This is a genomic window from Nocardia sp. NPDC049149, from assembly GCF_043197455.1.
Lineage (GTDB): Bacteria > Actinomycetota > Actinomycetes > Mycobacteriales > Mycobacteriaceae > Nocardia.
Window position 1 is genome coordinate 253,249 of sequence record NZ_JBICTD010000001.1, and the last position, 22,796, is coordinate 276,044.

Below are 22,796 nucleotides of genomic sequence, written 5' to 3' on the forward strand. Positions count from 1 at the left end.
GACGCCAATAGAGACCGGATGGTTTTATTATCGCGCGGTGGCGAAACGGCGCCTCCGACGCGGAGCGACGGCGAGTCACCCGCGCCGACGCCACGCGACACACCGAGCACGGTTTTCGCGGCGCGTCGTCGACACGCAGGGTGCACCACGCCACACACTCGACACCGGGCAGCCGGATGATTACTGTCCACCTCAACCCGCTCGGGTGTGAGATTTCCCACGCCGCACGGCGGGCCATCCCTCACCGATGTGCGCGACCGAGACCACCTGCGGCCGGCACGTCCCGCGCGGAAGGGCGACCGATCAACGCACCTCGGCAGGCACCGCCCGCCACCCCTCGCGACGCGCCCGATATCCTATGAGCGCTGATGATCCGCTGAGCCCCGTGTTCCCGGCCAGCGCCCACCGCCCCGCCCACGATTCTCCCGATCGGAACCGGCCGACGTGATCAGCTCGACCACCCTCTTCGCCGACCAGCTGCATCGTCTGCTTTCCGACGATGAGCTCATCCGGCTCGCCGCCGACCTCACCGCCATCCCCTCCAGCACCGGACAGGAAACAGCGCTCGCCTGTCACGTTCGAAATATGCTCCGTCGCAACGACATTCGCGCCTATTACCAGGAAGTCGAGCCGGGTCGACTGCAAACGATCGCCCGTCTCGGCCCGGAGCGAGGCAAGCCTGCCCTGCTACTCGGTGGCCACCTCGACACGGCTCCGTTCGACAGGCAGCCACCGCGTGAATCGTTCACTGCCCGGCGCGATGGCGATCGCCTCTACGGCACGGGCCTACCCAAAATGAAGGGCGGCTTGGCCGCCATCCTCGGCGCGACAATCATGCTGCGCCGCAGCGGAATACCGATGCTCCGTCCGCTGCTGCTGCAGTTCGTGGTCGGCGGTTTGCAGGACGACCTCGGCGCCCGCCACGCCCTACGCAGCGGGCTCACCGCCAAAACCACGGTAGTCCCGTCCCTGACCCCGTGTGGCAGCACAACGGGCGCCGAACCGCACATCCTGATCAGCGAGATGCGGGCCTGCGCGGATAGTCTCGCCTTACTGGCAGAGCGCCACTGCTGCTGACCGCTACCCGGCCTTTGCCACCAGCGCGGCCTGCGCCTTGGCCACGTCGGCGCCGACGGTGTCCTCGTCGACGGTGCACAACCTGCCGTCCCGAACGACCGTGCGCCCGTTCACGATCAGCGCCGCAAGGGGCGGCGCCGAGCCGAGCACCAGCGCGGTCACCGGATCGTCGATGCCTGCGTGTGCGGGCGTGTCCAGCCGCCACAGCGCGAGGTCGGCGAGCTTGCCCGGCTCGATCGAGCCGATCTCGGCATCCCGGCCGAGCACCCTGGCGCCGCCGATCGTGGCAAGCGCCAAGGACGTTCGCACCGTCATCGCCCGAGGACCGCCCCGGTTGCGTGCATAGAACAGGGCGTTGCGCGGTTCCTCGATCATCGAGGACGACTCGTTGCTTGCCGCGCCGTCCACGCCGAGACCGACCGGCACCCCGGCGCGCACCAGGTCGGCGGTGCGGGCGACACCCGCGCCGATGCGCGCGTTCGAGGTGGGGCAATGCGCCACTCCGGTACCGGTTTTCGCCATCGCATCGATCGCGGTGTCGTCCAGATGGATGGCGTGCGCCCACCAGACGTCGGGCCCGACCCAGCCGAGCTGCTCCATGTACTGCGCGGGCGTACAGCCGAAAGTCTGCGCACAGTAGTCCTGTTCGTCGATCGTCTCGGCGACGTGAGTGTGCAGCCGCACCCCGGACTCGCGGGCGAGCACCGCGGATTCGCGCAGCAGCTCCGGCGTCACCGAGAACGGCGAGCACGGAGCCAGTGCGATCCGCAGCATCGAATCGAACGACGGATCATGGTGCCGGGCAATCGCTTCCGCACTGTCGACCAGGATGGCGTCCAGTGTCTGGACCACCTGATCCGGCGGCAGCCCGCCCGCGCTCACGCCGAGATCCATCGAGCCGCGGCACGGGTGGAAGCGCAGGCCGACGTCGGCGGCCGCCGCGATCTCGGCGCCGAGCAGATCACCGCCCTCGCGCGGGAACACATAGTGATGGTCGGTCGAGGTGGTGCAGCCGGTGCGGGCCAGCGCGGCCAGCCCGCCGGTCGCCGCGACCCGCACCGCCGCCTCGTCGATGCCCGCCCAGATGGGATAGAGCGTGGTGAGCCACTCGAACAGGGTGTTGTCCGCGGCGAGGCCGCGGGTGATCCACTGGTAGAGATGGTGGTGGGTGTTCACCAGCCCCGGTGTCAGCAGGCAGCCGCTGCCGTCGATCCGCTGTACCTGCCCATCGACGGCGGGTGCGGCGCCGGCGCCGACCGCGTCGATCCGGTTGCCGCGCAGCACCACATGGCCGCGGCGGTACTCGGTGCCGATCGCGTCGACGGTCGCGACGGCACAGTCCTCGATCACGATTACGGTGTCCATGCCAGACCCGCCTCCGGTGCGTCGGCCCGCTGCACGGTGGCGTGGATCAGGCCGTACGGGCGGTCGGCGGCGTGGTACACCTCGCCGTTGTTCTCGATGCCGAACCGGGCCAGGTCGTAGTCGAAGTGGTGCTTGTTCGGCGCGGCCAGCCGCACCTCCGCGAGCACCGGGTACGCCTCGAGCGCGGCCTTGCCCATCTCGAACAGTGTCTGCTGCAACGCCTTCGAATGCCGCGTCGCGAACGTCTCGACCAGTGTGGCCCTGATCCCCGCGTACACGTCGTCCCACGCGATGCCGGTGCTTGCCGCGAACCGCCATTCGACGGCAAGGGAGGTGGCCAGCATCCGGTCGTGTGTCGGTGCCAGCACGGTGAATTCGTCGCGGAGGAAGTCGGCGAACTCCGAACCGGTCGACTTCAGGATGGTCAGCTCCTTCACCCCACCGATCACCCAGGCTTGCCGGTCGGCGCCGGTGCCTGCCACGGTGACCGCCGCGGTGCGCACCTCGGGACCCTGCCGCACCCAGGTGTGGTCGTGCGGGCGCCCGTCGACCGGCACCCGCTGCCAGGCATAGTCGTCGATCTCGATCCGCGCGCTGCGCACCGGCTCGATCTCGTCGACGAAATGCCCGGCCAACGCGAGTCCGTAGTCCTCAATGGTCTGTAGCCCGGGCTGTTTCGCGTACACGTACGCGGTCTGCTTCTGTGTGTCGGTGGGCAGCACCTTGCGCTGATCACCTGCGGTATACGCGTCGGCGAAATCGCCGCGCAGCACGGTGGAGACGTTCACGTCGCGGATCTCGTGGCGCGCGGTCTGCCGCCAGATCCGCACGATCCGGTTCTCGGCCTTGCCATAGCTGTTGTCGGACAGCACGATCGGCCCGGTCAGTTCCATCCTGGCGTCAGCTCCCTCGATAGGTGGAAAAGGCAAACGGTGACAGCAGCAGCGGGACGTGACAGTGCCGCTCCTCGGCGACGGTGAACGCCACCGAGACCTCGGGGTAGAAGGTGTCGACCTGCCGGTCGGCGAAGTAGGCGCCGGTGCCGAACACCAGCCGGTAGGTGCCCGGCGCGAGCACGCCGCCCAATGCGCCGATCCGTCCGTCCGTGTCGGTGGTTCCCGAATCCAGCTGCGCGGCCTCGTGATACAGCGTGACCACGATCCCCGCCGCGGGCGCACCGCGCACGGCGTCGAGCACGTGCGTGCTCAGCGTGCTCATCGCAGGTCCCGCAGCATCCCACGCAACCGGATCCGATTGATCTTCGCCAATTCTGTTCGCATGACCCGCCTTTCGGTGTCCGCATCGTTGTGCAGCCTGGCTTCGAGGATCGCGAGCAGCTCGTCGCCCGATCGGCCGCTCGCGCAGACCAGATAGATATGGCCGAAGCGCGCCTCGTAGGCTCGGTTGCCATCGGCCAGCGCCGCACGCACGGCATCCTGCACGCCGGCCTGCTCCCCCGCCGAGACCGCCGACGCAGGGCGCTCGCCGATGCGCGGATGCCCGGCCAGCGCCAGATCGATCTCGGACTCGGGCAGTTCCGCAAGCACGGCATCGGCGGCATCGAGGAGCGCCTCGACGCTCGCATACGGTCGCCCCTCGATCAGCGCCCGCGCCAAGGCAGGTGCAGCGCAACACGCGAGCAATGCCGTGGTCGCCGCGTTGTCCGGCAATGTGTCGAACCGAGCGACGCCCGCCTCGTCGTCTGTCATCGGAACAGCATCGAATACGACCAGGCCGCCCGCCACCCGAACGGGTGAGATCACGCCTGGCGTGTCGCCGCAAGGAATACGCTCGGGCGGTTTTCCGCGCGCGGATTCTCCGTAACCCACGGGCAACGGATCCGGACTACCGTCGTAGCCATGGCTGTACCCGATCGCCCGGCCGCCGCACCCGCATGCACGGGCATCGTGCTCGCCGCGGGCGCCGGGAAGCGCTACGGGCGGCCGAAAGCCCTGGCCGAGGGTGGTGCCTGGCTGCGCGGCGCGGTGGCAGCACTGCGCGACGGCGGCTGCGATCCGGTGATCGTCGTGCTCGGCGCGACCGGCCCCGATCCGGGGTTGCTGAACCTGCCCGCAGACGTCATGCATGTGTGGGCCGCGGACTGGGCCACCGGCATGGGCGCGTCGGTCCGCGCGGGCTTGATCGCCGCCGCACGGACCCCGGCCCGCTACGCCGCGATCATGCCGGTCGACACCCCCGATGTCGGCGCCGATGTGGTCGCCCGAGTCACGGCCGCGGCGTTCGAGGCGCCGAGCGGCTTGGCACGTGCTGTGTTTCACAACACACCGGGACACCCCGTTGTGCTCGCACACAAGCACTGGACCTCGGTATGTCAGGAGGCCGTAGGAGATTCAGGCGCTCGTTACTATTTGTCACGAAGGGACGATATGGTGTGCGTCACGTGCGACGATTTGGCGACGGGCGTCGATCGTGACTACCCGGCCTCGTCCGCACGGTGATCGGAGCGAGCTGATGCGGGACATCATCGATGACCTACTGCGAGTGTGGCATTCGGGCCGAACCGGCGGGCTCGCCACCATCGTGCGCACGATGGGTGCTGCGCCGTTGCCGGTCGGATCAGCGATGCTGGTCGACCCCGACGGCGGCGTCTACGGTGCGGTCACCGACGGCGGGCTGGAGGAAATCGCCTACGAATCCGTGCTGCAGGCCGCACGCACGGGCCGTCGCGCGATGCACCGCTACGGCGTGGCTACCGGCGCGGAGGGCGCGGTGGACCGGGACGGCATGATGGACGTGTTCACCGAACCGTTCTCGCGCAGAGACTTTCCCGAGTTCCCGATCATCGCAGGCGAGATCTCGGCGCACCGGCGGATCACCCTGTTCACCGTCGTGTGGAATTCCGACGCGGACCTCATCGGCCAACATCTGGTCACCGACAAGCCGCACGCCACCGAGCTGCTCGCGCTGCCGGATTCGGATGTCTTCGTCTCCTCGTTCGCGCCGCCGCCGCGCCTGATCATCTTCGGCGCCAACTCTTTTGCCGCGGCGCTGACGGTGCAGGCGGCCCTGCTCGGCTATCGCGTCACCATCTGCGATTCCCGGCACACCTTCGCGCAGCCGGAGAAGTTCCCCGGCGCGGAGGTGGTCGTCGACTGGCCGCACCGCTACCTGAACACCCTGTCGTCGGCGGGCGAAATCGACGGCAGCACAGCCATAGTCGTCACCTCGCACGACCCGAAGTTCGAGATCCCGCTGCTCACCGTCGCGCTTCGACTACCCGAGCTCGGGTACCTCGGTGCGATGGGCTCGCGCGCCGTGCACACCCAGCGCATGGAAGACCTACGGGCGGGCGGCTTCAACGAAGCAACGCTCGCCCGTCTGTATTCCCCGGCAGGCTTGGATCTGGGCGCGCGCACCGCCGCCGAGCTCGCCATCGCGATCGCCGCGGAAATGATTGCCGCCAGGACCTTGCAGTCCGGGCGGCACGCACTACACACCAACCCATCGGCACCGCTGAAAAAGGCGGTGGGACTGGGGATTTAGGCCTTCAGTCCCGGGTTCTCCGCATACACCTCACGCAGCACCGACAGATCGAACAGCTCGTCGGCCTTGATCTGGAGATCGGCCGAGCGCAGCGCGGCGATGTTCTGCTCGATCAGCTTGTCGGTCATGCTCAGCAGCCCATTGGCGGCCGTGTCCGGCGAGACCACCAGATCGTTCTGTGCCGTAGCCTCTTTCGTCTGCTCGTCGAGGTCGAGCTTCTGATCCTTGCCGTACACCTCGACCGCGAGCCGCGCGGATTCGGCCGGATTGGCCACCGCGTCCTTCCAGCCCTTGATCTCGGCGATCAGGAACGCCTTGAGCTTGTCGCGTTCCTTGTCGATGGTGGCTTGTTTGACGGTGAGCGTCTCGGCGACCAGCGGCAGGTTGTAGTCCGCGAACAAGAAGTGCGTGTTGGCGAAACCCTTGGCCGTCAACGTGATCGGCTCGTTCGTCACGTAGCTGACCCAGCCGTCGACCTCGCCGTTGGCCAGCGGCGTCGGGTCGAACTGCGCGGGCACGATGGTGACATCGCCCGGCTTCATGCCGTTGGCCGAGAGCAGGGCGTTGAAGATCAGCTGATTGGTGTCCTGCACACCGATCTTCCTGCCCTTCATGTCCGCGGGCGTCTTGATCGGCTTGGCGGCGGAGCTGACGATCGCGAAGGGGTTCTTCTGATAGGTGGTGGCGACGATCTTCGCGGGCAGGCCCTCCAGCACCGCCTTGGCGGTGGTCTGCGGGGCGGACAGGCCGAGCCAGATCTTGCCGGTGTCCAGGCCTGCCTCCACCGAGGTGCTGGCCGCACCGCCGGCGATGAGGTTGACCGAGCCGAAGCCCGCTTCTTTGAAATAGCCCTTGCTGTCCGCGAAGTACTCACCGGCGAACTCGATGTTCTTCAGCCAGGACAGCTGCACCGCCACGCTGCCGAATTTGGAACCGTCAGGGGTGGAGCCGCCCGACGAGTCGTCTGCGGCGCCGCCACACGCGGCGAGCAGGCCTGCGCCACCGAGGGCGGCGCTGGTCAGCGCGGTGTAACGAAGGAGAGACCGTCGGTTGAGTGTCGGCCCGAACGAGGAGCGTGGCACGGGTGTCATGCGGTGAATCTAGGTCGATTGCGTTTCATTTTCTTTACTTTGACGTTCCGGGCGGTGATTTGCGTAGTTTTCCCGTCGGCCGCCGCTCGGTTCACGACCGACCGGCCTCGGCGCCGAAGCGGGCGAGCACCAGGTTCTCGATCACCCCGACGACCGCGTAGAGCAGCACCGACACGATCGTGACGAGCACGATCGACGCCCACAGCTGGTTGTACTGGAACGTCGGGATGGCCCGGATCAGGCTGGCGCCCAACCCGGTTCCGCTGCCGAGCCACTCGCCGAGCAGCGCGCCGATCAGCGCGCCAGGCACCGAGATCCTCGCCGCCGCGAACACCGAGGGCAATGCGGCGGGCACCGCGACCATCCGCAGCCCGGTCCAGCGCGAGCCGCCGTAGGCGGCCACCAGGTCCAGCGCCTGCCGCGGCGCGTTGCGCAACCCCGTCATGATCATCACCAGCGCCGGGAAGAACACCACGATCGCGGCGAGCACCGTCACCCCGCCGAGCCCGCGGCCGAACACCAGCACGATGATCGGGGCCAACACGACCAGCGGCACCGAACGCAGCAGCATCGCCACCGGCAGGAAGGTCTGCTCCACCGCCGCGAACGAGACGAACAGCGCGGCGACCACGATCGCGGCGCCCATGCCGAGGCCGAACCCGATGGCCGCGTCCCGCAGCGTGATCTGCAGATCGTCGAAGATCAGGTCCCGCGCCTTCGGCGCCCCCGGCGAGGTGACCAGATACCGCCAGATATCGCCGGGCGCCTTGCCGACCCGGGGGCCGACCTGCGGGAACGCCTTCAGGAAGACGTACCAGATCGCCAGCATCAGCAGCAGCGAGGTGAACAGCGGAAACAGGAACCGCCCGATCCGCACCACGACCTTCATCGTCCCACCTCCGAATATGTGTGTGCGTCAGACGGTTTCGCGGATGTCATCGCGCCTCCTGAGTGGTCCACGGTGCGACGATGCGGGCACCGAGCGCGACGACCGCGTAGCCGAGGCCCGCCAGCGCGGCCGCGGCCAACGCCATGCCCCAGGTGCGTGGGACGTTGTACGCCGTCTGCGCGGCCGTCAGCGCGACCCCGATGCCGCTGTCGACGCCACCGAGATATTCGCCGATGATGGCGCCGAGTACCGCGGAGGGCGCCGCGATCTTCAAGGCCGCGAACGTATTCGGCAACGCCGAGATCAACTGCACCCGGTACAGCTGCTGCCAGCGCCCGCCGCCGTAGGCGCGGACCAGATCGAGGCTGGTCCTGTCGGCCGAACGCAAACCGGTCACGGTGCCGACCATGGTGGTGAAGAAGCAATACATCGCCGCAAGGAACACCGTCGGGGTGCGGCCGCCGAACACCACCAGAATGATCGGGCCGAGCGCGAGCAGCGGCGTGCAATAGCTCAGGATCGCCAGCTGGGTGGCCAGCGATTCGATCTGCGGGACAAGCATGATCAGGATCGCCAACGCGATGGCCAATCCGTTGCCCCAGACGAAGCCTTGCAGTGCACCGAGCGCGGTGATCCGGAAGTTGGGCCCGTAGAGGCCCCACCCGTCGGTGTACATGGTGTGCAGCACCGTCCACGGGGTCGGCACCGTGCCGCCCGCGACGCCGAGCGCGGCGAGCAGCCACCACACCCCGATCAGCCCGACGACACCGAGAAGTCCGCCGATCCGCTTCATGCCCGACCTCCCCGGCCACGCCTGGCGCAGCACGCGAACGAGGGAACCGGCTGTCCGTACCTGCGCACCCGATGCCAGCCGGGCCGAGCCTGCCACCAGCAGCGCGCGCGGCGCCCGCCTTCGACGTTCACGCCTTCTCCTCGACTGCCGCGGCCTCGCCGCCCAATGCGCCACCGGTGCCGGACTTTCCGAACAGCAGCTCCGACAGGTAGTCGTGCAGCTTGTGGAATTCCGGCGTGCGCATCATCTCCGGCAGGCGCGGGCGCGGCAGATCGATCTCCACCAGCTCCAGCACCCGGCCGGGCCGCGGGCTCATCACCGCGACGACATCGGAAAGGAACACCGCCTCGGCGATGCCGTGGGTGACCATCAGGGTGGTCGCGGGCTTCTCTGTCCAGATCCGCAACAGCTCCAGGTTGAGCCGCTGCCTGGTCATGTCGTCCAGCGCGCCGAACGGCTCGTCGAGCAGCAGCACGGTCGGCTTCACCACCAGCGCCCGTGCGATCGAGACACGCTGACGCATGCCGCCGGACAACTGTGCAGGCTTGGCCTTCTCGAAGCCATCCAGCCCGACCAGCTGGATCAGGTCCGCGATCAGCGCCGGGTCCGCGGGGAGCCCGGCCACCTGCAGCGGCAACTTGATGTTCGACTCCACCGAACGCCACGGCAGCAACGCCGAATCCTGGAACGCGATGCCGAGCTCGTGGCGGCCGCGCAGTTCGGCAGGGGTCTGGCCATCGATCAACGCCTTGCCCGCGGTCGGCGTCTCCAAGCCTGCCAGGATGCGCAGCACCGTCGACTTGCCGCAGCCGGACGGGCCGAGCAGCGAAAGAAACGCCCCCTGTTCGGTGTGCAGATCCACCGCGTCCAGCGCATGCACCGTTTTTCGGCCGACTCGGAACGATTTGGTCAGCCCGCTGATGTGGATACCGGTCCCCCCGGTGCTGCTCTCCGTCGTCATGCCGCCGCCTCGGCTGCGGCCCCCGCGGTCACGATATTTCGCTCGATGCGATCCCTCATGACGGTCACCCTAGAAGGGGTCCGTTGCACAGATATTGCGAATCGCGCTGCCAGATTGCGCAATCGTTACGCACCTGGGCCGTTCCGGCCGGATTTTCGAATCCGTGCGAGCCGAAATCCCGAGCGTGGATGAGATGAGTGCGCGCGCGGGTTGCACCACAGGTGAACCCGATCTTCTCGCTGCTCGACGCCAAGCTGCACATCGCGGGCTCGGAGATCCTCTGGCGCGAGGTGATCGGCAACGGTTTCGGGCTCGCCTCCGCGATCGGCGGCATGCGGCGGCGGGTGTGGGCGTGGCCGATCGGCATCGCCGGGAACGCCTTGCTGTTCACCGTGTTCGTCGGTGGCATCTTCCACACCCCGCAGCACCTGAACATGGCGGGCCAGGCCGGACGGCAGCTGATGTTCATCGCCGTCAGCGTCTACGGCTGGTGGAGTTGGTACCGGCATGCCAACGCCGAGACCGGCCTCGAGCACCGCGGCGTCGACCCGCGCTGGGCAACCACCACGGAACGGCTCGTCCTGATCGCAGGCATGGCGATCGGCACCATGGCGTTCGCGCAACTGTTCGCGGTGATCGGGTCCTACGGTCCGTGGGCCGAAGCCTGGATCTTCACCGGCTCCGTCCTCGCGACCTACGGCATGGCCCGCGGGTTGGCCGAGTTCTGGCTCATCTGGATTGCGGTAGATATTGTCGGCATCCCCCTGCTTCTGAAGGCGGGGTACTACCCGTCGGCCATCCTCTATCTGGTCTATGCAGGCTTTGTGGCCTGGGGTTTTGCCGTCTGGGCACGGGCACTCCGACCGCCTCGCACACCGGTCGACCAAACGGACGCGATACCGCTTTCCGCACCAACGCGATAACTCGTTCCGCACGCACGTTTGGTCCTGGCGAGTCGTCACCGCCCGGGGGTAATCTCGCCGCTTCATCATCGATTCAGAGCAAGGGGGAATAAATGGGCGCACCGGAGTTGGAGCATCGCGTCACCGTGGTGGAGCGGAGCATCGACGAACTGGCGGACATGAACGGCGAAGCGCTCGCGATCGCCAAACTGGCTGGGACCGAAGCACTTGCGGCCCGCCAGGCGCACCATCAGGGGATCAAACTGCTCAACGCATTACGTAGTACCCAGATCGAGCAGGGCGCTGTGCAGGCCGAGCACAGCAAACAACTGGCCGATCACGGCCGACAACTAGCCGATCACGGCCGACAACTAGCCGATCACGGCCGACAACTCGGGGAGCTGCGCAGTACGCAGCGGCAACACACCGGAATACTCGAGCAACACTCCAAGACGCTCGACCAGCACACCAAGATCCTCAACCAGCACACCGAAGTTCTCGACCAACACACGAACACGCTCAGCACGATCGAGTCGTTGTTGCGCAAGCATTTCAACGACCCGGCGGACGGCTGAGGGTCGCTGACGGGTGCGGGTCGACAGTGTCGGCCCGCCCTGCGGTTACCGTCCTCGGGTCAGTCCTTCTTGTTTGCCGCGTTGGCCAAGAGTTCAGCCATGGCTTCGCCCATGGCGGTCGAACGCTCGAAGTGCAGGCCGCGGTCTGCGGCGTGGCCCGCGAAGAGGTGCCAGGCCGACGAAGTCAGCAGGCGGGCAACGGATTCCTGGTCAGGGCGCTCGGATTCAGTAGGCGCACCGAGGTATTCGGTGACGACACCTTCCACGAGCCCGACGATTCCGTACACGACCGGACGGTACGGCAGCACATCGATGCCGAGGATCCCGCTCAAGGACGAAACCTGTTGCCACAGTGTCTCGGCCACGCGATGCCTGCCGATGGTGAGGCTGGATTCGCCTGCGGCGTGCCCGTGCACCGTGCCGCTCTGGCCGTACCGATACAGCTTCGGATGGTCCGCCGCCCAGCGCACCACGGTGCACATCACGTCGAGGACGATCTCCTCGAAGGTCTTGGCGGGGTCGAGCACGAGCACGGCCTCCACCTCGGCCACATACCGCTCGACGACGAACTCGCGCACCCGGGAATCCAGGTCTTCCCGGTTGTCGAACTGCCGGTAGACCACCGAGCGGGCCAGTCCGGCGCGTTCGGCGATCTGCTGGATCGAGACCTCGACGTTCGGATCGTTCTCCTCGATCAGCGCGACGGCCGCCTCGAGGATCTGCGTCTGCCTGGTCGAATTGTGTTCCCGCCAGCGCTGACCGCCCGCGCGCCTGCGATGGCTACGCATGGTGACGGGCGGTTTCACAGTAGTCGACTATACGGCGGTGTCGGCGCGCTCCAGTTCCGGCAGGAACCGGGGACGCATGGTCAGCGGCCCGTCCGGACCGCCGGTGAACGAGATCTGCCGCCGCGGCCGCTGCTCCGAGATGGCGTCGAATTGCAGGTGCTGCGCGAAGGTGGCGACCACGAGGCTGGCCTCCATGCTCGCGAATCCCGATGCGACACACATTCTTTTGCCTGCGCCGAACGGCATCGAGGCCCGCTTGTGCTGGCGCTCCATGTTGTCCGGTAGGTACCGGCTCGGGTCGAACTCTTCCGGGCGGTCCCACACGCGCTGGTTGTGATGCGAGCCGTGGATGAGGGCGATCACCGTGGTGCCCGGCTTGATCCGGTAGCCGCCGAGCGCGTCCTCCGCCTTCGCCGTTCTGGCCAGCCCGACGACGGGCGGCAGCAGCCGCATGGTCTCGGCGACGACGGCCTGCGTCCACGGCAGGCGGTCGAGATCCGCGGCGGTGGCCGGCCGCGACCCGAGCACCGAGGTGACCTCGTCGCGCAGGCGGTCCCGCGCCTCGGGATGCTCCGCGAGCAGCTGCCACACCCAGGACAGCGCGGTCGCGGTGGTCTCCATGCCCGCGCCGATGAACGTCATCAGCTCGTCGTGAATCTCCTGATCGGTGTACTGGTAACCGGTTTCGGGATCGGACGCGTCCATCAGCAGGGCGAGCAGGTTGTCCTTCCGATCGATCCGGCCTGCGCGATGGTCGGCGATCAACCCGTCGACCACGCGCTCGGCATGGCGCAGATCGCGCATGCTGCGCGGCTCGATCACCCAGCCCGCGGCCCGCATGACGCGCATCGGCAGCCGGGAGTTGCCCGCGCCGTCGCGGTGGCGGCTGTGCTTGTGCACCCAGGTGCCGAGGTGATGAATCGGACGGCTCAGGTTGGACATGAAGCCACGGCCGAAGAACCGCAACAGCCGGTGCAGCACCACCTCGGACATGGGTCCGGTGATGTCGGTGCCGAACATGGTGCGCGACGTGATATCCAAGGTGAGACGGTTCATTTCGGCGTTGACGTCCACGACGTCGTTGGCCGCGGCCAGCTTTCGGATCCGGATGACCGCGTCGTTCGCGGCCTCGACCATGACCGGCGCGAAACCGTCCACGTTGCGTTTGGCGAAGATCGGCTGCACCAGCCGCCGATTGCGTTGCCACAGTTCGTCGTTCAGGTCGGTCACCAGGCCGCGCCCGAAGGCGACCGCGAGCATGTCGTACTCGGGGCTCTTGGTGTAGTTGTTCTGGTTAGTCACCAGCACATGGCGCGCCAGCTCGGGGCTGCGCACGATGACGAACTTCGCGAGGGGAACCCTGGCCACGATCACGTCGTCCTGGCCGGGAAAGCCGGTCACATAGTCGACCACCGTATGGTCGCGCACCTTGGTGAGGATGCCCAGCGACAGCCGCACCGACTCCCACCAACTGATGGGGGTGTTGTGCCAGCGGATGAAGGTCGGCGCCCAGCGAGGTGGGTGCAGCGTGGTATCGACCGCGGTGGCGTCGGTGGCTTCGACATCGGGCATGGCGTGCTCCCTGTCCAACACTTATATGGGACGTACTGTCCCACTCACAGTAATGAGACATGATGACCCGGTCAATGGGTCGATCGCATCAATCGGGTAGCCCGAAACCGGCTGGGAAAACAAGTCAGCCCGGCAGGCATCCCTCGCCTACCGGGCTGTCGACCACCCCGCTAGCTACACCACGTCGACCCGCACCCCCGCCGCGCGAATTGCCGCCACCGCCACCGGATCCGCGTCGGAATCGGTGACAAGCACCTGGACCTGTTCGATGCTGCAGATCCTGGCCAACGCGGTCCGCTCCAGCTTGTCCGCGGTCGCCACCACCATCACCTGCCGGGAACGCCGCACCATCTCGGTGGTCACCCCGGCCTCGTCGATGTGCCTGCACTGCGCGCCGCCCTCGGCGGAGATCGCGTTCACGCCGAGGATCAGCTCGTCCAACCGCAGCTCGGCCAGCGCCCGCTCGGCCAGCGGCCCGTGCAGTTCGTAGGACTCCCGGCGGGCGACGCCGCCGAGCACGACGGTGCGCATGTGCGGGCGCAGCACCATCTCGCCCGCGATGTTGAGCGCGTTGGTGACGATGGTCAGCTGCTCGTCGCCGGTGATCCCGAGATCGGTGCGACCGGCCAGCGCCCGCGCCACCGCGGTGGTCGTCGTTCCCCCGTTCATCGCGATGACCGCGCGCGGATCCACCAGGGACGCAGCATGTTCCGCGATCCGCTGCTTGGCCTCGCCACCGGTCTGCCGATATCGGGCAGGCAGATCGTAGGCCACCGAGGTCGCCACCACGCCGCCGTGCGTTCTGGTCGCCAGCTGCTGCTCGGCGAGCGCGGTGAAGTCGCGGCGCACCGTGGCCGAGGACACGCCGAGCCGCTCGGCGGCCTCCTCCACCGAGAGCCGCCCGGACTCCGCCAGCAGTTCGAGCAGCCGGTTCCAGCGCTGCGGGCGATCGGTCGGTCCGGTCATCTCAGCCGACCTCCCCGATGGGAGCACAGCGCGACCACGCGGTGATCCGCGCGGCCCGCCCAGCGAGCACTGATCTGACCTGCTGTTTTTCGAGGCACGCGGACAATATGATCACAGGCACCCCGCCGACCGTAGGGATTCCGGCGCGGATGTGCCAGTACTACCCGCCCCACCGCTGTGCGCAGTGTCTACCCACCCCACCGATTGCGCAGGCTGCCCTCCCCACCGGGGTGACCGTCACCGGGCAAAGGCGGTGGCGCTCGCCAGCGGCACGGTGAGCAACGACGCCGCGCCGTCGATGCGTTGAATGTCGTAGACGCCACCGAGCAGCGCCGGGTAGTCCTTCGGGTTGAGGATGTGGGTCGGCGCGTCACCGGAGCCGATGGTCACCTGCAGCCGGTGGCCCGGCTGGAAGACGTGAAAGACCGGGCGGATCTTCACGTTGTATTCGGTCACCTGCCCCGGCACCATCGCAAGCAGCGAGTCCCTGCTGCCGGGATGGAAGGCGCCGAGCACGCTGCCGTCCTCGGTGCGCCAGGTCCGCGCGTCGTCGAGCGCACGATAGTTGCCCGCGAGCTGGCCGTCGGTCAGCGCGGTCGCGGCGCCGTCCGGCGCGATGTCCTGGACGGTCACGCTGAACGCCGACGCCGGCGTGCTCGAGGTCGCGAACAGGGTGGCGCCGATCGGACCGGCCAGCACGGTGGGTTCGGTGAACACGTCGGTGGTGTACTGCGGATTGTCCAGCAGCCCAGGTACATCCGGATGCGCGGGGAACTGCCCGCACGGGTCGTCCACCCCGACCAGCGTGGTGAGCAGCTCGTACACGCCGGAGAAGTTGCGGGAGAAGGTGGCGTTGCAGATGGTTCCGGCATTCATCGGGCTGAACGTCACCCGATCCGAACCCGACTGCGTCACAGGATGTTCCGTGGACAGACGGCCGCCATCCGCCAGATACAGGTTGCGTGCCGGGGCTTCCCGCACGGGGTAGGTCGCGCTCTCGATCACGTTGCCGTCCATGTCGATCGCGTGCAGCGGGGTCGTCGTCTCGTCGATGCCGTTGTGATCGTTCTTCAACCACCGGTCGAACCAGGCCAGCTGGATGGCGTGCAGGTCGAGGTCGGCGTTGCGTTGCACGCCCGGTTGGATGTGAAACCAAGGGCCGGTGAGCATTTGGTAGCGTCCGCTGGATTGCGCAGTGGCGGGCATCGGCCCGTTGTGTGAGCGGCCCGCGTAGGCGTTCTGCAGACCGGCGAAGGTGCGCGGTGTCCCGTCCTGTAGCAGGTCGTATTGCCCGCCGATCAGATACGTCGGAATGTCGTTCGCCGCAATCTGTTCCACCACATTGTCGATGGCGCGCGACTCCCAATACGGACCGTTGTACAGCTTGTCGCCGTCGAGAAGCGCGCCGATGAGCGACGGCCAGGTGCCATCGGCCCAGAAATGTGTCTTCAGGTGATCGACGAAAACGCTCAGCAGCTTGCCCGGCTCCCGGTAGAGGCCGAGGATCGGATCGAGTTGCGGCAGCGCCGTGATCGGCACCGCGAGCATCGAGGACAGGAAGGCGATGTTGAAGAAGCCGTCGTGGCCGAGCAGGTCCTGGAACGCATGGTTGCCCGGCATCAGCGGGAACAGCGCCTTGATCGGCGAATCCGGTTCCATCACCCCGGCGGCGAGCAGCTCGCTCATCCCGAGGTAGGACAACCCCCACAGCCCGATCTCCCCGGTCGAGCCGGGCAGCCCAGCGGCCCACCGGATTACCCGCTTGGCATCCTCGCGCTCTTGCGGCTGCAGAATGCTCCACTGGCCGTCGGACGATCCGGTGCCGCGGATGTCGACGATCACGCTGAGGTAGCCGCGTTTGACGAAGTAGTCGCCGTAACCCGCGGCATCGGTCACCTGCTTCGCCACGTCGATCACGGTGGGCAAGGCGTGCTCGAGCAGTGGGCCGAGGCCCTCGTAGGACAGCAACCGCAGCGGCCCCGCACTGTCTTTGCCGTACGCGGTCTGGGTCAGCACGATCGGGAACGGACCCGGCGCCTGCGCACCGGAGGCGTCGGTGGGATACCGGACGTCCGCGCGCAGCACGGCGCCGTCGGCCATCGGGATCTCGACATTCTTGTGTTCTCCGACGCCGTAGCGCTCCGGCTGCGGCTGCCAGCCGTCGGGTAATCCGGTGCGGGAGTTGGCCTTCGGGAAGATCGTGCTGGGCGCCGGATCCGCGAGGGCGAGCGGGGCGGCCATCGGCAGCACCGAGGCGACGGCGAGCACCGCGACGGCGAGCATGGCGCGGCCACCATGTTTGGTCGCCACGGAGAATCCGCGCCACGTCCGGCGCGCAGCGCGCGGCCTGGCCCAACTACCGGTCATCTTCATTGATCACCCATCGCTCCCGTGCGCGGACTGCCCGCGATCATTCGGTGCACGGCGGGCACAGGGCCCGCCATATTGGTAAGTCATATTTTCAGATACAGACCGGGATGTCCATACCTGTCCCAGACGATTTCGGTCAGTTCGCGGTCAGGTCCCGGCGCAGCAGCTTGCCGGTGCTGGTGCGGGGCAGCTCCGCGACGAAGCGGACATCGCGCGGCACCTTGAACCGGGCCAAATTCGCCTTCACATAGGCCCGCACTTCGTCGGCGTCCAGCTCGCGCCCTGGCTGGCACACCACAAAAGCTGCAAGCCGCTGGCCGAATTCGTCGTCCGGCACCGCGACGATCGCCGCCTCGGCAATGTCCGGGTGCGCGTACAGCAACTCCTCGACCTCGCCGGGAAACACGTTCTCGCCGCCCGAGACGATCATGTCGTCGTCGCGGCCGTCGATGAACAGCCGCCCGCTCGAATCCCAGTGCCCCACATCGCCGGAGGACAGCAACCCCTCGATGCTGTCCTTGATGCCGCCGCCGGAATACCCGGTGAACGACAGCAGGCTGCGCACATAAATGGTGCCGCGTGCGCCCGGCTCGGTGACGAGCTTGCCGTCCTCGTCATAGAGCCGGACGGTGCACACCGTCGGCGGCTTGCCCACTGTCCCGGACGCCGCCTTCCAGTCTTCGGGCGTGGCGATGGCGGCGACGCCGACCTCGGTCGAGCCGTAGAAGTTGTACAGCACATCGCCGAACGCCGCGGCGGCCGCGTCGCCGAGTGCGGCGGGCAGTGCCGAACCCGCGCTGAAGATGATGCGCAGGCCGTCGGTGTGATACTTGACCAGCATGCCTGGGCCGAGGTCGAGTATCCGGCGCAGCATGGTCGGCACGAGAACGAGCACCTGCGCCCGATGATCGGCGACCGCCGCCATGGTCGCCTCGGCGTCGAATCGCCTGCGCAGCACCACCGTCGAGGCAAGCGAGAGCGCCAGGATGAACTGGTTCAACGCGGTGCCGTGGAACAGCGGCGCGGCGAGCACCATGGTCTGGTTGCGACGCAACGGAATTCGCTCCAGCAGCGCGGCCGCGGCCAGCGGCGACTTCACCTCGCGCGGCACCCCCTTCGGCGTTCCGGTGGTGCCGCCGGTCAACAGCACGAAACCACCCTGCCTCGGCGGCGGAGCCAGGTCCGCGGTGTCGTTGCCCGCGATCAGTTCATCGATCGTCGGCACGTCGACACTGCCGTCGTGCACCGCGAGCACCCGGCACACCTGTGGCGGCAGCACCCGCAGCAGATCGGCGAATTCCCGGTCGTACACCACGACATTCACGCCTTCTCGGACAACGACGTCGGCTAGCTGCGGCCCGGCGAACCCGGTATTGAGCAGCACCAGCCGAGCACCGATCCTGGCCGCAGCGAGCATGGTGTCCACCAACTCGCGCCGGTCCCGGACGAGCGCGGCGACCGTGTCGCCGGTTCCGAGGCCGAGCGCGGTGAAACCGCGGGCCAGCGCGTTGCCACGGGCCTCGAGCTCGCGGTAGGTGAGCGCGCCGAGTTCGTCGATCACCGCCACCCGCTCGGGTTCTCGGCGCGCCGATATCCGCACCGGTCCCGCAATGGCGCCGTATTGCCGGATGGCCCTGGCCGCGCGCATCAGGTCGACCGGCCTACGCAGATCGAGCAGGCCTGCCCGCTGCAGCACACCCACCGAGTGCAGGTTGACCACCAGTGCGCGCGCGGCAGTTGCGAGGGAGGACATGAACACTCCGTCCAGAGAAAGTCGTCGATTCCCTCGAACAAGGGACTCGATACGACTGTAGGAGACGCACCCTAATTCGGCAAGACATCTTTTCAGATGATCGAAAGGGTGCGACTACAGCGACTTTCGCCGATTTTCGGCTCAGGTCAGGCCGAGACCGGAATTCACGACGAAGGCGATCTCATCGCATATTTCATCGAGATCGACCACCGAATCGGGCAGGGTGGTGTGCACCAATTCCTGGGCAAGTGAGTTCACCGCGCCGATCACCGCGAGTGCGAAAAGGTCGAACCGTCGCGGCTTGGTCTCCCCGCGCTCGACCGCACGCTCGGCCTCGCTGATCAATAATGCGGACAGCAGGCGCCGCTGTTCCCTGCGCCATTCCTCCACAGCCTGGCTGACCCCGACCACCTCGACATAGCAGACCCGGGCCGACCGGCGATCCTGACAAGTCACCGCCAGATAGGCGCGGAAACCCTCGACTACCCGCTCCGACATCGGTTTACCCGTGGACTTGGTCAGCGATTCCACCGCCCGCGCGGACGCCTGGGAAGTAATCCGATCGGCCAGCGCAATCAGCAATGCTTCCCGGCTGCCCATATCTTCATAGAAACTGCGCGTGGAAACATTGGCTACCGCACACAGTCGCTCGATGGAAGTGGCCGCATAGCCATGGGTTCCGAATAATTCGAGCGCGGCATCGATCAATCGGGTCTGCCGCTGGGCCACCCGCTGCCCCCTGGACAGCCCACCGTAGCTGCGCCCGTCTCTTGGTTCCTCTACCCGCCGTGCCACCGTTCGATGCTACCCGCAGACCCGCGTCGGCCCCGGCACGGACATCGGTCCGCACCGGGGTCGAACGGCTATTTCTGCTGGCCGATCGCGTATCCGACAAGCGCCTGCGCCATCGGCGGCAGGATCTCCGCGAGCGCATGTCCGAATTGCGGATCCGGAATGGTGCTCACCGGACTGGAGATCGAGCAGCCTGCCGGCGCGGGCACACCGTTCAGCCGATCCTTCAGCCAATAGAACGCGCCGGGCAGATGGGTGACGACGCCGGAAAGATGTTCGGCAGCGAACTCCCGCACATAGGTCACGCTGGGAGCGCCTTCGGCACAGTATTTGTCGACGACCGCATCGGTGCCCGCGATCGGTATCAGCTCGTCGTTCTGCGCGTGATAGAAGTAGATCGGCACCGACGGTTTCTGCTGACCGAGCGAGTTGTCGGCGATCGCCTCCTTGATCTCCGGCATCGCGAGTGGGTCCGCGCCTTGGAACGTGCCGAGGTAGTTCAGTCCGGGAAACACGATGGCGCCCTGCGGATGACAGAGCACCTTCTTCGAGGCAAGGACGAATTGCCCGAGGAGATCAACCCGCTCACGCAGTACCCGCTGCATGTCCGGATATTCGGTGGCGATACCGACGAACGCGGCCGAGATCAGGCCCGCGTACACGCCATTGTTGTTGTGCCGCACCACCGCTGCGAAGTCGGAAGGTGCGACACCGCCGGACGCCGAGCCGACGATATTGAGCTCGGGGGCATAGCTTTCCTTGATCTCCGGCACGAACGACGAAGGAATAGTGCCGCCGGAGTATCCCCACAGCGCCGCAGGCGTGCTCGGCCCGTTCAACTGCGCGGGCGCGAAGTTTTCGGCGGCACGAATGCCGTCGAGCGTCGCCTGTGCATTCATCCGCGAGGCGCCGTAGGCCGAATTCTGCCCCTGATAGTCGGGCATGGCGACAGTCCAGCCCTGCCCGAGCCCCGCGGCAATCGGGATCAGCGTCTCCGCCGCATTGACGTAATCGACCGGGATGGCACCGGATTGAGCCACGTACGACGGTGCGCAGTACTGTGCACCGCTGTCCTCGGCGATCTGGTACGACAGCAACTTCGGCCCACCCGCAGGCGCGGGACCGCGCGGCTTCAGGATCGTGGTGACCGTCGCGATCGGTTCTGCGTGGCTGTTGGTCGTGCGGTAAAGCAGCTGCCACGCATCGACATTCAGCGGCAGAATGCCCATGAACGCCGGGTAGATCGCCCGCGCCCGCAGAATCTCACCGGGCTGCGCCGCGGCAACCGCGCCTGCCGAGGGCCGATAGAAGTCGTCGAGCTCCGGCGGCAACGTGAGCGCGGGTGCCGGTTCGACCCGCACGCCCTCCTGCTCGCCCGGCGCCGCCTGCCCGGAGCCGAGTGCCATCCATGACGCCATCAGCACGATGACGCCGAGGACGACGACGCGCCCACCATTGCGCACGCTCATCGAAGTGCCTACTTCCCGTTACCGCTCGTTACCGATATTGGTAAGAGATATTTTCAGATAGCGGGCAAGAAGTCCAGACCCAGACAGTGGTTCGAGGCACAACACGCCAACGGCGGGTGGCGCACGCCACCACCCGCCGGGCGATCTACTTGACGCTGCCCGCCGTGAGGCCTGCGACGAGGCGCTTCTCGATGAGTGCGAACAGGATGACGACCGGAATGATGCCGACCGTAGAAATAGCGAACACGTATTGCCACGACGTGTCGTACTGACCGACGAACTTGGTCAGCGCCACCGACAGCGGCTGGTTCTCCGGTGTCGTCAGCACCACCAGGCTGGCGGCGAATTCGTTCCAGCAGGACACCACGACGAAGATCGTCGCGGTGACGATGCCCGGCCAGACCAGCGGCAGGCTCACCCGAACCAGGGTCTGCCAGCGGCTGAGCCCGTCCAGCTGCGCGGCCTCCTCGATCTCCACCGGAATCGAGGCGAAGAAGCTGTGCAGGATCCAGACCGCGAACGACAGGTTGAACGCCGCGTTCACCAGGATCATCGCCAGCCAGGTGTCGTTGATCCCGACCGCGAAGAACTCCCGGATCAAACCGGTCACCAGCACGGTCGGCTGCAGCATCTGGGTCACCAGCACCAGGCCGAGGAACACCGCGCGGCCCGGAAACTTGTGCCGCGCCGTGTAATACGCCGCAGGGATGGCGACGAGCAACACCAGCACCGTTGCGCACACCGAGATGATGATCGTGCTGGCCAGGTTGAACGGCAGCGGCGTTTCCGGGGTGTCCCACATGGTGCTGTAGTTGTCCGGATGCCAGGTCTCCGGCAGGTACGTCGGTGGGATGCGCAGGATTTCGGCGCGCTCCTTCAACGAGCCGAGCACCATGACGACGAACGGCAGCAGGAACAGCGCGGCCAGCACGACGCCCACCGCGGTCAGGTCCCAGCGACGGCGCTTCGCGCGGCCTGCCGACCGTTCGTCCGGCGCACCGACTTCGACTGCGCCGGTGACCTTTTCGAGCTGGGTCAGATCGGCGGTCATCCGTCCACCTCCTGGGTAGGCCGGATCACCTTCACATAGATCGCGATGATGACGATGATCAGCACGAAGTTCAGCACGCTCATCGCCGCCGCCGTGTCGACCTGCTGGTTCTGCCGAATCAGCTTGAACAACAACGTGGTTGTCGTATCAGCCTGGAAGCCGGCGATGCTGCCGGTGATCACCTGCAGAATCGGCAGCGAGTTGAACGAGTTGATGATGTTGATGATCGTCGCCACCGCGATCGCCGGACGCAGCTGCGGCAGCGTGAGAAAGCGGTAGCGCTGCCACGCGCTCGCACCGTCGACCCGGCCCGCCTCGCCGATCTCGGCCGGAATCGCTTGCAGCCCGGCCAGAATCGTGTACGTGGTGAAGGGGATCGAGACGAACACCGCGACACCGATCGCCACGACGAACGCGGGCCCCGGCTGCTTGGTGAAGCCGAAACCCCGGTCGAGCAGGCCGATATCGACCAGGAACCGGTTGGCGATGCCGACGTCGGGGTCGAGCATGTAGTAGAAGATCGTGGTCGTCATGACCACCGAGGCCGCCCACGGCACCAGGATCGCCATCCTGACCGCGGTGCGGCCGGGAAAGTCCTTGTTGAGGAATTGGGCAAGCCCGGCGGAGATCACCAGGGTGATCAACACGACCGCGACCACCCAGACCACGGTGTGCACCAGGATCGAGCCGAGCTCCGAAATCTGGAACAGGGTGCGGTAGTTCGCCAGTCCGGCCGAGCCACGATCCTGCCCGTAGGCGCTCAGATCCCGAGTACTGGTCCACACCATGTAGCAGGCAGGGAAAGCGACGATAGCCGCGATCAGGACCAGCGCGGGTCCTATCCACGGTATCGCCGCCAGCGTTCCTTTGCGTCGCAC

Annotated in this window: 22 protein-coding genes; 5 read left to right on the forward strand and 17 right to left on the reverse strand. The window is 67.0% G+C overall.

Going from position 1 to position 22,796, the window contains the following annotated elements; translation table 11 throughout:
- Positions 1-444 precede the first annotated feature (444 nt).
- On the forward strand, positions 445-1,077 hold the full coding sequence (locus ACGFNJ_RS01290; protein WP_393442104.1) for a M20/M25/M40 family metallo-hydrolase: 633 nt from the start codon (positions 445-447) through the stop codon (positions 1,075-1,077).
- Positions 1,078-1,080: 3 nt separating this feature from the next.
- Here the strand turns inward: ACGFNJ_RS01290 and ACGFNJ_RS01295 are convergent, their stop codons facing one another.
- From ACGFNJ_RS01295 to uraD, 4 genes are read right to left on the reverse strand one after another with little or no spacing between them, the layout of a single operon-like run.
- On the reverse strand, positions 1,081-2,442 hold the full coding sequence (locus tag ACGFNJ_RS01295; RefSeq protein WP_393442106.1) for an 8-oxoguanine deaminase: 1,362 nt from the start codon (positions 2,440-2,442) through the stop codon (positions 1,081-1,083).
- A complete protein-coding gene (pucL, locus tag ACGFNJ_RS01300) occupies positions 2,430-3,335 on the reverse strand; it encodes a factor-independent urate hydroxylase (protein ID WP_393442108.1) in 906 nt (301 codons plus the stop codon). Before pucL ends, ACGFNJ_RS01295 begins: the two co-directional genes overlap by 13 nt.
- 7 nt (positions 3,336-3,342) lie before the next feature.
- Entirely contained in the window at positions 3,343-3,660 is a 318-nt protein-coding gene (gene uraH, locus ACGFNJ_RS01305; RefSeq protein ID WP_393442110.1) for a hydroxyisourate hydrolase, read from the reverse strand.
- Positions 3,657-4,151 carry a 2-oxo-4-hydroxy-4-carboxy-5-ureidoimidazoline decarboxylase gene (gene uraD / locus ACGFNJ_RS01310; RefSeq protein WP_393442112.1) on the reverse strand — a complete coding sequence of 165 codons (495 nt, stop codon included), beginning with the start codon at positions 4,149-4,151 and terminating at the stop codon, positions 3,657-3,659. The genes uraH and uraD overlap by 4 nt, the downstream gene beginning before the upstream one ends.
- Positions 4,152-4,301: 150 nt before the next feature.
- On the opposite strand from uraD, the gene ACGFNJ_RS01315 reads away from it, so the two are divergent.
- A complete protein-coding gene (locus tag ACGFNJ_RS01315; RefSeq protein ID WP_393442114.1) occupies positions 4,302-4,901 on the forward strand; it encodes an NTP transferase domain-containing protein in 600 nt (199 codons plus the stop codon).
- A 13-nt stretch (positions 4,902-4,914) separates the two neighbouring features.
- Positions 4,915-5,946 carry an XdhC family protein gene (locus tag ACGFNJ_RS01320; protein ID WP_393442116.1) on the forward strand — a complete coding sequence of 344 codons (1,032 nt, stop codon included), beginning with the start codon at positions 4,915-4,917 and terminating at the stop codon, positions 5,944-5,946.
- Here ACGFNJ_RS01320 and ACGFNJ_RS01325 read toward each other — a convergent pair.
- The 4 genes from ACGFNJ_RS01325 to ACGFNJ_RS01340 form a co-directional block, all read right to left on the reverse strand.
- Complete coding sequence (locus tag ACGFNJ_RS01325; RefSeq protein WP_393442118.1) at positions 5,943-7,037, reverse strand: ABC transporter substrate-binding protein; 1,095 nt, start codon at positions 7,035-7,037, stop codon at positions 5,943-5,945. The genes ACGFNJ_RS01320 and ACGFNJ_RS01325 overlap by 4 nt on opposite strands.
- Before the next feature lie 91 nt (positions 7,038-7,128).
- Positions 7,129-7,926 carry an ABC transporter permease gene (locus ACGFNJ_RS01330; protein WP_393442120.1) on the reverse strand — a complete coding sequence of 266 codons (798 nt, stop codon included), beginning with the start codon at positions 7,924-7,926 and terminating at the stop codon, positions 7,129-7,131.
- A 46-nt stretch (positions 7,927-7,972) separates the two neighbouring features.
- A complete protein-coding gene (locus ACGFNJ_RS01335) occupies positions 7,973-8,719 on the reverse strand; it encodes an ABC transporter permease (protein WP_393442122.1) in 747 nt (248 codons plus the stop codon).
- A 127-nt stretch (positions 8,720-8,846) separates the two neighbouring features.
- Positions 8,847-9,680, reverse strand: a complete 834-nt coding sequence (locus ACGFNJ_RS01340; protein WP_393442124.1) for an ABC transporter ATP-binding protein — start codon at positions 9,678-9,680, stop codon at positions 8,847-8,849.
- Between the two features lie 221 nt (positions 9,681-9,901).
- Here ACGFNJ_RS01340 and pnuC point away from each other — a divergent pair, with 221 nt between their 5' ends.
- Both pnuC and ACGFNJ_RS01350 read left to right on the forward strand, forming a co-directional pair.
- On the forward strand, positions 9,902-10,603 hold the full coding sequence (pnuC, locus tag ACGFNJ_RS01345; RefSeq protein ID WP_393443697.1) for a nicotinamide riboside transporter PnuC: 702 nt from the start codon (positions 9,902-9,904) through the stop codon (positions 10,601-10,603).
- Positions 10,604-10,695: 92 nt separating this feature from the next.
- Positions 10,696-11,157: a hypothetical protein gene (locus tag ACGFNJ_RS01350; RefSeq protein WP_393442126.1), complete on the forward strand. Its 462-nt coding sequence runs from the start codon at positions 10,696-10,698 to the stop codon at positions 11,155-11,157.
- Between the two features lie 59 nt (positions 11,158-11,216).
- Here ACGFNJ_RS01350 and ACGFNJ_RS01355 read toward each other — a convergent pair whose 3' ends face one another.
- The 9 genes from ACGFNJ_RS01355 to ACGFNJ_RS01395 form a co-directional block, all read right to left on the reverse strand.
- Entirely contained in the window at positions 11,217-11,963 is a 747-nt protein-coding gene (locus ACGFNJ_RS01355) for a TetR/AcrR family transcriptional regulator (protein ID WP_393442128.1), read from the reverse strand.
- Between the two features lie 9 nt (positions 11,964-11,972).
- Complete coding sequence (locus ACGFNJ_RS01360) at positions 11,973-13,517, reverse strand: cytochrome P450 (protein ID WP_393442130.1); 1,545 nt, start codon at positions 13,515-13,517, stop codon at positions 11,973-11,975.
- Between the two features lie 174 nt (positions 13,518-13,691).
- Positions 13,692-14,483, reverse strand: a complete 792-nt coding sequence (locus ACGFNJ_RS01365; RefSeq protein ID WP_069160694.1) for a DeoR/GlpR family DNA-binding transcription regulator — start codon at positions 14,481-14,483, stop codon at positions 13,692-13,694.
- A gap of 237 nt (positions 14,484-14,720) precedes the next feature.
- The gene (locus ACGFNJ_RS01370) at positions 14,721-16,793 is read right to left on the reverse strand and encodes a CocE/NonD family hydrolase (protein WP_393442133.1); all 2,073 of its coding nucleotides are present in this window, start codon (positions 16,791-16,793) and stop codon (positions 14,721-14,723) included.
- A gap of 196 nt (positions 16,794-16,989) precedes the next feature.
- On the reverse strand, positions 16,990-18,606 hold the full coding sequence (locus ACGFNJ_RS01375) for an AMP-binding protein (RefSeq protein WP_393442135.1): 1,617 nt from the start codon (positions 18,604-18,606) through the stop codon (positions 16,990-16,992).
- A 141-nt stretch (positions 18,607-18,747) separates the two neighbouring features.
- The gene (locus ACGFNJ_RS01380) at positions 18,748-19,401 is read right to left on the reverse strand and encodes a TetR/AcrR family transcriptional regulator (RefSeq protein WP_393442137.1); all 654 of its coding nucleotides are present in this window, start codon (positions 19,399-19,401) and stop codon (positions 18,748-18,750) included.
- A 68-nt stretch (positions 19,402-19,469) separates the two neighbouring features.
- Positions 19,470-20,867 carry a lipase family protein gene (locus ACGFNJ_RS01385; RefSeq protein WP_393442139.1) on the reverse strand — a complete coding sequence of 466 codons (1,398 nt, stop codon included), beginning with the start codon at positions 20,865-20,867 and terminating at the stop codon, positions 19,470-19,472.
- 145 nt (positions 20,868-21,012) lie between these two features.
- The gene (locus tag ACGFNJ_RS01390) at positions 21,013-21,918 is read right to left on the reverse strand and encodes a carbohydrate ABC transporter permease (protein ID WP_393442141.1); all 906 of its coding nucleotides are present in this window, start codon (positions 21,916-21,918) and stop codon (positions 21,013-21,015) included.
- On the reverse strand, positions 21,915-22,796 hold the full coding sequence (locus ACGFNJ_RS01395; RefSeq protein ID WP_393442143.1) for a carbohydrate ABC transporter permease: 882 nt from the start codon (positions 22,794-22,796) through the stop codon (positions 21,915-21,917). The genes ACGFNJ_RS01390 and ACGFNJ_RS01395 overlap by 4 nt, the downstream gene beginning before the upstream one ends.

What these genes read in the sequence shown, in the direction of transcription:
- ACGFNJ_RS01295 (WP_393442106.1), bottom strand. Translation starts at nt 2,442, where the DNA reads ATGGACACCGTAATCGTGATCGAGGACTGTGCCGTCGCGACCGTCGAC.
- pucL (WP_393442108.1), bottom strand. Translation starts at nt 3,335, where the DNA reads ATGGAACTGACCGGGCCGATCGTGCTGTCCGACAACAGCTATGGCAAG.
- uraH (WP_393442110.1), bottom strand. Translation starts at nt 3,660, where the DNA reads ATGAGCACGCTGAGCACGCACGTGCTCGACGCCGTGCGCGGTGCGCCC.
- uraD (WP_393442112.1), bottom strand. Translation starts at nt 4,151, where the DNA reads ATGACAGACGACGAGGCGGGCGTCGCTCGGTTCGACACATTGCCGGAC.
- ACGFNJ_RS01315 (WP_393442114.1), top strand. Translation starts at nt 4,302, where the DNA reads ATGGCTGTACCCGATCGCCCGGCCGCCGCACCCGCATGCACGGGCATC.
- ACGFNJ_RS01320 (WP_393442116.1), top strand. Translation starts at nt 4,915, where the DNA reads ATGCGGGACATCATCGATGACCTACTGCGAGTGTGGCATTCGGGCCGA.
- ACGFNJ_RS01325 (WP_393442118.1), bottom strand. Translation starts at nt 7,037, where the DNA reads ATGACACCCGTGCCACGCTCCTCGTTCGGGCCGACACTCAACCGACGG.
- ACGFNJ_RS01330 (WP_393442120.1), bottom strand. Translation starts at nt 7,926, where the DNA reads ATGAAGGTCGTGGTGCGGATCGGGCGGTTCCTGTTTCCGCTGTTCACC.
- ACGFNJ_RS01335 (WP_393442122.1), bottom strand. Translation starts at nt 8,719, where the DNA reads ATGAAGCGGATCGGCGGACTTCTCGGTGTCGTCGGGCTGATCGGGGTG.
- ACGFNJ_RS01340 (WP_393442124.1), bottom strand. Translation starts at nt 9,680, where the DNA reads ATGACGACGGAGAGCAGCACCGGGGGGACCGGTATCCACATCAGCGGG.
- ACGFNJ_RS01350 (WP_393442126.1), top strand. Translation starts at nt 10,696, where the DNA reads ATGGGCGCACCGGAGTTGGAGCATCGCGTCACCGTGGTGGAGCGGAGC.
- ACGFNJ_RS01360 (WP_393442130.1), bottom strand. Translation starts at nt 13,517, where the DNA reads ATGCCCGATGTCGAAGCCACCGACGCCACCGCGGTCGATACCACGCTG.
- ACGFNJ_RS01365 (WP_069160694.1), bottom strand. Translation starts at nt 14,483, where the DNA reads ATGACCGGACCGACCGATCGCCCGCAGCGCTGGAACCGGCTGCTCGAA.
- ACGFNJ_RS01375 (WP_393442135.1), bottom strand. Translation starts at nt 18,606, where the DNA reads ATGTCCTCCCTCGCAACTGCCGCGCGCGCACTGGTGGTCAACCTGCAC.
- ACGFNJ_RS01385 (WP_393442139.1), bottom strand. Translation starts at nt 20,867, where the DNA reads ATGAGCGTGCGCAATGGTGGGCGCGTCGTCGTCCTCGGCGTCATCGTG.
- ACGFNJ_RS01390 (WP_393442141.1), bottom strand. Translation starts at nt 21,918, where the DNA reads ATGACCGCCGATCTGACCCAGCTCGAAAAGGTCACCGGCGCAGTCGAA.